Origin of the sequence: Catenibacterium sp., assembly GCF_052354645.1 — a bacterium.
In the GTDB taxonomy this organism is placed as follows: Bacteria; Bacillota_I; Bacilli_A; order Erysipelotrichales; family Coprobacillaceae; genus Catenibacterium; species Catenibacterium mitsuoka_A.
In genome coordinates this window covers 1-9128 of record NZ_DAWDDM010000061.1, presented here as the reverse complement: position 1 = coordinate 9128, position 9128 = coordinate 1, and the positions used below count along the sequence as shown (strand labels likewise).

Here is a 9128-nt window from a genome sequence, read left to right as displayed (position 1 = left end):
ATGAAGAAGACTATATTACAGATGAAGAAGCGATTCATTCTATTTATAATACGTTTAAGTTAGCTAAGTCTGACATATTATATTTTGATAATGATATCAATATTCAGCCGGCTATAAAGGTGGATAAAACAGATAATCGTTTCAAGAAAACAAATGGTTATTACAACCGTGGTATTCGTTCTTTTGAATTCACTAACAGTAAAGATAATAGCTTTAATACATCTTTCAGTTATATTAATTTGTATAAGAGTGCTGAGTATGTATTGATGATGCTTGCGAAAAAGGCAACTGTTATTGGGTTGAGTGCTACATGTAATATTGATTCAGTTTTGTCTAATTATTCATTAAGATACCTAAAAGAGAATTTAGGGGATGACTTTCATGTTCTTGAAGAAGAGGATCGTCAAAGAATAGCAGAGACATATTCTTTATTAAATCTAAAATATGATTCTGGAGAAATCAAAGTAAAGATTGCAGAAGTAATCAATTGTACTGATACAAGTGCAAAAGATATGATTCAATTGGTATTTGAAGACCCTAAGATTCAATCAAAAGCAGCAAAAGTATTTATTAAGGAGGGAATTAAGGATAAATATCAGATACAAAGATATTTAAGAATGTCACAAGCTTATAGATACTTTATTCTACATACTGATATTAAATCGTTCTTATGTTTAAATAATGCCTTACCAAAAGACCAAGGTCAGTTTAGAAAAAGTGTACTTGATGATTTGTTTGGTATAGTTAACAAAGAATGTAGCTTTAATAAGAATAATGTAAGTGTTGAAGTATTAAAGAGTGGTTTATCTTTTGATGAAGATAAGAAGAGTATATTGGAGCGTTTATCTAAAGGAGAAAAAATCTTTGTGATTTCTGCATATGCAACTATTGGTGCTGGACAAAATATGGCATATGAGTTACCAGATGGATTAGATACAATAAATCTCACTGATTTCGCAAATGAAGAAGATGGAAGAAATAAGAAAAAGGATTTTGATGGAATGTATTTAGGTGATATCACTAATGTGGTCACAAATCTGATGGATACAGAATCTGGATTTGAAGAAGAAAACCTACTTCATTTCCTCATTGAATTAGAAAATCTATATGAGAATAATGAAATCACTCATCATACACTCAATAAATGTATTGGGGCAGCTTATCAGAAATTAAAGGAACCAAAGCTTAGAGGTTCTACACAAGAACTTAGAGGATGTCGAAGTATTCGTTTATTTAAGACAAAACAAATCATTCAGGCTATAGGACGTTTGTCTCGATCATTTAATAAGAACAAGATGATTTATATCTTAGTGACAAGAGATATTGTGGATAATTTTGATACGACAATATTAGAGAATGAAATTCTTTCTCCAGAAACAATGAAACTTGCTGAATATGCAAAAGAAAGACAAGAAAGTGTTCCTACATATGATTATGTGGAGAATGAAGCGAGTCGTATTTCTAGTGTTGGTAAGTTTCATATCTATGAGTTCTTATCAGGAGATTGGACAGAGAAACAAATAGAACTCTATAAGGAATTAGGTGAAACATGTCTTCAATGTCCTACAAGTTCTAACTTGGATAATGATATTGTGAGAGAATACTATATTCATTCAGAAGCGCCTCTTAATAAATACTATTTCATGGGGATGTATGATTTTGAATATACAGATGTTTTCTTCAATCAGACAAAGGAAGAAGTAATATCACGAATTCAAAATAATAAAAATAAGCAGGATTGGTTAGCCAGTAATCTGCATGAAGTAAGTGAAGAAAATGCGCGTCTTTCTAAAATGTTGAATTATCCTGGTTTAAGAGAAGAATTTATTAAACATGGTTATGCAACTAGCTTTGAAGAAAACGATTATATACTCTCACCAGTACTTTATCAAAATATTTATAAAGGAAGACTTGGTGAATTTGTGGGTCGTTTTGTAATTAAGAAGGAGTTAGGTATTGATTTAGAGGAACTTAGTATAGAAGAATTTGATCGTTTTGATTTTAAACGTGGGAAGGTTTATATCGATTTCAAACATTGGAGATATTCATCTTATGGTGCAAACACAATCACTAATAAGATTCTAAATAAGCTAGATGAAGTAGATGGAAAAAAGGCTATTGTAATTAATATTTTTGATGAGAATGAAATGGATAAAATCATAGAATCTAATAGAATTATTGAAATTCCAGCTTTATTAGAAAACGATGGATTTCATGCTAATCCTGAAGCAATCAATAAAATAAGAATGTGTTTGGAGGACTGTAAAAATGATTAAGACAAACAAAGTGAAATTAGATCTTCACTACAACAATATTATTCGTGATTATGATGTTTATAAGGTTTATCAAGAACACAAAGGAGATGACGAGAAAGAACGTACTGTAAGAAAATCAAGTATGGATAAGATTGGAGATAAATTCTCTCCAGTTATATCTGTAATTTATAAATCAGGTGGAATTGCATATATTCTAGTTGAAAAAGGAACTGTGCGTTTAGAAGAGTTTCAATCACATATAAATAGCTTTGGCCAAGGAGTATTTGTGGAAGAAATAGATTTAAGTAATCATACAAGTATGAGTTCAGGTGATTTATGTCAATTACTTATCAATACGTTTCCAAATATAGACCTATCCGAGAAGTTTAATAATACCTTAGGTAGATGCTTCTATTTTAATCAGAATTCTTTTAAAGAAGATGTTATAACAGCATATAGTGTGACTATCAGTGATTTAGATTCAAGTAAACAAGAATGCGTTGTGAATATCAATGGGGAATCCTATAATCTATTATCTAAATTGTTGAAGTGTTATGCGAATAATGAAAAAGTATTAAAAAAGATTCGAAAACTACCTCGATATTACAAGTCTGGAGAAGGTTATATATTTCGCGAGGTTGATTCATACAGAAGTGATGATCAATGTTATGTGTTAAGGGGGATATATGGAAGAAAGAATAAATACATTGCACTGGATTTGGATATAAAAGACTTACAAGCTTTTGAAAATTCAAAGAAAGGAATGTTGTATCAATTCTTTAAAGATGTTGATAATAAACTCAAGGATTATGTTCAATTCACTCCTTTAGAACTGAAATACGATGATATCTTAAAGAAATATTCAAATACTATTTCTATAGAACATAGAGAAAAACTATTTAATGATTTAGGAATCAATGTCATTGATCGTGTTGAAGATGTATTATCAAAAAAGATGGTTGCAATGATGGTTTCTAAATTAAGAGAGAGGGGTATTGAAAATGTAAGTTTTAGTCAAGATAAACTGTTTAATGTAGTTTTGATTCATGATCAAGATTACTATAAGAAAGAAAATTTACCTGATCAACATACAAACGATTTGAATACTCAGCATTTTACTTATGAAAACTGTATTACCAAGAGTAGTGAAATTGATATTAATGAAAATGTAGTTGATAAGATTTTGACTGAGCTTATAGTAAAGATGGATGTTGCAAATAAGTGCTTGTCTACATATATATGGGAATGGGATAAAACAGTAGAATATGTAATGCAGGATTTAGTCTATAATAAGGAGACTAGGAAGAAAGAAAGGATATACTTGGTATTGACAGTATTTCCTGATGGCAGCATGGAATTCTATAAGGTTGAGGATGATTCATTGGACGTATATCAAAGCTATGATTCTATTTTTAAGAATAATACCGATGCAGTCTATACACCAGAAATGTTGATTTCTACTCAAGGCTATCAAGCTTTGATTAGTGACAGTTTAATGAAGGTTATGCCAGACTTGGATGAACTTTACTTTAGACTAGACGCTTATAAGAAGGAAAAAGAAATCTCGAAGGGTGATTTAGTTCGTTTATTGGAATCTTTTATGCAATCACAACCAAAGTATAAAGAAGAAGTAGAGGGTGTATTAAAAAGTTTGAATAAAGATACTTATCAATACCAAGAAATAGTTAGAAAAGCAACTAAAGCAGGTGATGCACCACTTATTAATTTAGCAACTTCTTTAGGAAAAGAGTTTGTAGGGCATTGTAGAAACAACTTTAGAATGGTTTTGAATCCATGTCTAAAGAGTGATGTAGTCAATGTATTCCAACATATTTATATTTTGAAGGATGAAGAAGAGCCTAAGAAACTATACTATTATGTTGGTAAGAAGGATTCCATGAAGTTTACTCTCATCAATTCTTGTCATATTCGAAAAATTATGATGTTAGAAGGAGATTTTGATGAAGTATTTAAGAATTTTCTCTTTGATCAATTAGCAGTGGACTTTATTAGAAATAGAGGATATACAGTAGTTCCATTCTTGAGAAAGTATATAGAAGAATTCAAATAGCAAAAAATAGGCTGTAGCGAATCTAATCGCTGCAGCCTATTCTTCTAATAACCAATCTATGATATTAATTACCTTAATACCATCATAATTTCCAAGTGTATATCTATCTAAAGTAAGGATTATTTTCTCATAATTGTCTTCGATTAGTTTTAGAGGACGAATCTCTCTGTTAAAAGTATTCTCATCCACAAGTGATGCAGTAACCTGTATATAAGTATAGACATCATTTCTTTTCGCAATAAAATCAACCTCTGTATGCCCACTTCGTCCAATATTTACAATATATCTTCTTCTTAGAAGTTCTAGATATACAATATTTTCAATTGTGAATCCTAAATCATAAGATTGCTTTGGAAGAATATAATTGCGAATTCCTGAATCTACAATATAATACTTCTTGTTTGATTTTAATACTTCCTTGCCTGATATATCCATCACTTCAACAGGATAATAAAGATATGACTCACACAATGCTTCAATATAATTGCTGATTGTATTAGGTGAAGTTTTTCTTTCGTTTGATTTAAAATAATTAGTAATACTACGTATGGAAACAGGGCTTCCAACAACACTTGATAAGTATTTAGATATAGCTTTTAGTAGTGCAACATCAGTTACATTCTTCGAATCACTTCCATTGTTTTTTCTATTAATTCTCTCTTCAATATCTTTTACAATCACGGTATTATATATTCCTTCTAGATACATATTAATCTGTTCATTATCCAATTGTATTTGATTAATATAAGGAAAACCGCCTGTTTTCATATACTTCTGAAATGCCTCTTCTTTATTTGATTGAGGACTATAAATTTCTTTAAAAGACAAAGGAAGAACGGGGATTTCTATGTATCGACCACTTAAATAAGTGGCTAGCTGACCAGAAAAAATATATGAATTTGATCCTGTGATATAGATATCTATATTTTCTTTTACATGAAGGCTATCTACAACTTTTTCATAAGAAGGGACGTTTTGTATTTCATCGAGAAAAATATACATCATTTTATTTTTTGCCAGTCTATCTTTGATATATTGGTAGAGCTTTTTATAATCTTGTAACTCTTCGTATTCGAGTTCTTCAAAGTTGATAGAGATAATTTGCGATTGATCAATACCGTTTTCTAATAAATATTCTTGATATAGTTTTAAGATTGTACTTTTTCCGCAACGTCTAATACCAGTCAGGACTTTTATAATATTTTGATCTTTCCAGGATAGTAGTTGATTTAGATATTCTTTTCTTTCAATCATTATGGTCACCTCATTTCTGAATAAATTATATCATACTATCTTGGTTGATTCAATTTTATGTTCAAATTTGAGAACACTAATACGTAAAATTACAGTGGTGTTCAAAATTGAGAACACTAATTCTTGAAATAACAGTGGTGTTCAAATTTGAGAACACCTTATGTTTGATTCTTATTTACATAATGAAACCAATAAGAGAAAATAAAAAAGAATAAGGAGATACACCAATGAAAGAAAAGAAAACATTAGAAGAACTTATATAAGATTATAATGAATGTAAAGAAATATTTGGTGATGCTGATTTTACCAGTATTATGATAGCGGAATTTATTTGCGATACATATTGTGAAAGAAAACAATATGATAAAGCATCGGAATATGCCAAAAGAAATTATGAAGCGAGTTTAAGAGAATATGGTGTTGATGATATTACGACATTTGATTTACTGGCTAAACTTATAAAATGTTATGAAAGAGCAGAAGATAGGGAATCTATTGATTCTGTTGTTGATGAATATTATAGAATTCGAGAAGAGACTCTAGAAATTGAAATACCAGATTCAACGGATGATGATATTCTATTCTAACACTCGTGAGTGTTAAATGAGCGTTAGAAAGTTAAAAACCGCATAACTAAGCCAAAAAATTAATATAATAATGAGCGTTAAAACGTATTAAATGAGCGTTAGAATAATATATACTATTTCTTTTTAAGTGTTACTTCCTTGAAATTCAAGTATATCCTTAATAGAATTAAATAAGAATATACATAAAGGAGTAAATAAAAATGTTAAGAAAAGATTTCTTATGGGGTGGTGCTGTCACTGCTCATCAGAGTGAAGGTGGATATACTGAAGGAGGAAAAGTTCCTGCAGTATGTGACTTAACAGTCACTGGTAAGTTTTCAGATTTTAAAAATGGTATTGATGCTTATCATAGATACAAAGAAGACTTTGACTTATATAAAGAGTTAGGCTTTAATGCATACCGTTTCTCTTTAGACTGGTCTAGACTTATGAGTGATGAGAATACATATAATGAAGAAGGTTTTGCTTTCTATGATGAATTTATTGATGAACTAATAAAGAGAGGGATAGAACCTATTCCTACACTCTATCACTTTGAAATGCCTGTATTCTTATATGAGAAATACAATGGTTTTGCGAGTAGAAAGGTAGTAGATCTATTTGTAGAATTATGCAAGAAGATTGTAGATCGTTATTGTCATAAAGTAAAATACTGGATTATCTTCAATGAACAGAATGGAATACTACAGAAAGGACCAAAGATGTTCTTTGGGGCTGTTTGTTTAGAAGGAGAAAACCCTATTACTCTAGATCATCAAATTATGCATCATACATTAATAGCGCATAGTTTGATTAACGAATACATTCATCAAAAAGGAGGCTATGTTTTAGGTATGGCCACTATTGTACAAAGCTATCCTGAAACATGTCACCCATTAGATACATTGGAATCTATGAAAGCCCAAAGTGAAGCATTTGTATTCCTAGATATCTTTGCGAGAGGACATTACAACAGCTATTTCCTAGCAAATATGAAACAAGAAGGGACTATGCCAGTTATAGAAGAAGGAGACTTTGAAATACTTAAGAAGGGTAAGACAGATGCTCTTGCGATAAGCTATTATATGTCTACTATTAGTCATTATGGTGAAGATAGTTTGACTAATGTAGAAGATGTAGTCATCAAGAAGAACCCTTATTTAGAAATGTCTGAATTTGGTTGGACAATAGATCCTATTGGTTTACGTATTACTTTAAGACAGCTCTATGATAGATATGAAATGCCTATCTATATTGTAGAGAATGGTTATGGATATGATGATCAGTTAGTAGATGGTGTTATAAATGATGATTATCGTATTGATTATATGAGAAAACATATTGAAGAGATGAAAAAGGCTGTAGAAGAAGGTGTAGATTGTAGAGGATACTTGTCTTGGGGTCCTATTGATATCTTAAGTAGTCGTGCACAGATGAAGAAGAGATATGGTTTTGTCTATGTAAATAGAGATAATGATGACTTAAAGGATATGAGAAGAATTAAGAAGAAGTCATTTGAATGGTATAAGAATGTAATAAGTAGTAATGGGGAAGTATTGTAAGGAGGAGTAATCCTCCTTTTTTAAATCGGAAAATAAGTTAAAAATCAATTATTCACTTAAAATTCAGAGAAAAACAAGAAATTCTTATTGAATAATATAGTAGAGATAGAACGTTACTTGTCTTCAGAAACAATTAAAGGAATAGTTACTTTCACAATGGCAAGAGAAATATTGAGAGAAGGAGGTTATTTGTTGATTGATGAAATAGAAAATCATTTCAATAAGGAAATAGTAAGTACTCTTATGCGTTTCTTTAAGGATAGTCAGTTAAATAAGAAAGGTGGTGTTTTATTCTTTTCTACTCATTATCCAGAACTTATGGACGAATATGATCGTAATGATAGCATATTTATTACCAGAAATAGTAATGGTATTACTGTAGAAAATCTTTGTACTATTTTGAAAAGAAGCGATATTAAGAAGAGTGAAGCTTATGAGAGTGGATATCTTCAAGGAACTACACCATCTTATGAGGCTTATATGAAGTTGAAGAAGAGTATGAATAAATAACTGAAAAAGTATGAGGAGGGTAATAGTGTTGAAATCTAAATACTCTATAGATGAGCAATTGAAAAATCTCGAAGACAAGAACGTTCAATTCAATATTATGAGTAAAGAGGAAGCACGAGAGTATCTACAAAATAATACGTACTATTTTAAGTTAAAATCTTATGAGAAATCATTTGAATACAACGTGTCAAAGAATCAATATATTAATCTTGAATTTGCATATCTAGTGGAATTATCTAAGCTAGATATGTACTTAAGAGAATTGATTATTAGAATATCATTGCATACAGAACATTTCTTAAAGGTTAAATTAATTGATGATCTTACCAAGAATGAAAAAGAAGATGGCTATCATGTTGTACGAGAACTGTTTTCTAAATATCCTTTTATGCTAGACCATATCAATCAAAAGAAATATAATTCAGCATGTGCAGATTTGATTCATAAATATGAGAATAATTGGGCTGCTTGGAATTTGATTGAAGTTATATCATTTAGTGACTTTATTAGGTTATATGAATTTTATTATTCATTATATCCAGAACAGGGTAATGCGATTGTCAGTGATCTTATATGGTCCCTGAAATTTATTAGGAATGCATCGGCGCATAATAACTGTTTGTTGAATACTTTAAGAAAACCTTATGCATATACACATTTATATGATAAAAAGAAAAAGGCCATTATAGTTAATAAAAGTCTTATTTCATTATTAGCATCGGTTCCATCTATCACAAAAAAGAACAGAAAGAAAAAGATGACTAATCCTGTTATTCATGATTTTGTGGCAAGTTTATTCTTGTTTGATGAAATATGTACAAGTCAAGTATTCAAGAAGAAGATATTTGCTGAACTTAAAGATTTTATAGAGGGAAGATTGATTAAAAATAAAGAATATTTCAGTAGTGAT

Annotated in this window: 7 protein-coding genes; 6 read left to right on the top strand and 1 reads right to left on the bottom strand. The window is 30.0% G+C overall.

Going from position 1 to position 9128, the window contains the following annotated elements; translation table 11 throughout:
- Both ACT8VG_RS04250 and ACT8VG_RS04245 read left to right on the top strand, forming a co-directional pair.
- Positions 1-2276, top strand: a 2276-nt coding sequence (locus ACT8VG_RS04250; RefSeq protein ID WP_444195268.1) for a hypothetical protein, incomplete at its 5' end; no start/stop codon positions are given.
- On the top strand, positions 2269-4326 hold the full coding sequence (locus ACT8VG_RS04245) for a hypothetical protein (protein WP_444195267.1): 2058 nt from the start codon (positions 2269-2271) through the stop codon (positions 4324-4326). The genes ACT8VG_RS04250 and ACT8VG_RS04245, both read left to right, overlap by 8 nt.
- Positions 4327-4362: 36 nt before the next feature.
- Here the strand turns inward: ACT8VG_RS04245 and ACT8VG_RS04240 are convergent, their stop codons facing one another.
- Positions 4363-5580 (bottom strand): ATP-binding protein, encoded by a 1218-nt coding sequence (locus ACT8VG_RS04240; RefSeq protein WP_187011783.1) that lies wholly within the window; start codon positions 5578-5580, stop codon positions 4363-4365.
- 314 nt (positions 5581-5894) lie between these two features.
- Here ACT8VG_RS04240 and ACT8VG_RS04235 point away from each other — a divergent pair, with 314 nt between their 5' ends.
- From ACT8VG_RS04235 to ACT8VG_RS04220, 4 genes are all read left to right on the top strand, one after another.
- Entirely contained in the window at positions 5895-6167 is a 273-nt protein-coding gene (locus ACT8VG_RS04235) for a hypothetical protein (protein ID WP_187011784.1), read from the top strand.
- A 200-nt stretch (positions 6168-6367) separates the two neighbouring features.
- Positions 6368-7708 (top strand): glycoside hydrolase family 1 protein, encoded by a 1341-nt coding sequence (locus ACT8VG_RS04230; RefSeq protein ID WP_187011785.1) that lies wholly within the window; start codon positions 6368-6370, stop codon positions 7706-7708.
- Positions 7709-7795: 87 nt separating this feature from the next.
- On the top strand, positions 7796-8218 hold the full coding sequence (locus ACT8VG_RS04225) for an AAA family ATPase (RefSeq protein WP_444195266.1): 423 nt from the start codon (positions 7796-7798) through the stop codon (positions 8216-8218).
- A gap of 25 nt (positions 8219-8243) precedes the next feature.
- Positions 8244-9128, top strand: an 885-nt coding sequence (locus tag ACT8VG_RS04220; protein ID WP_444195265.1) for an Abi family protein, incomplete at its 3' end; no start/stop codon positions are given.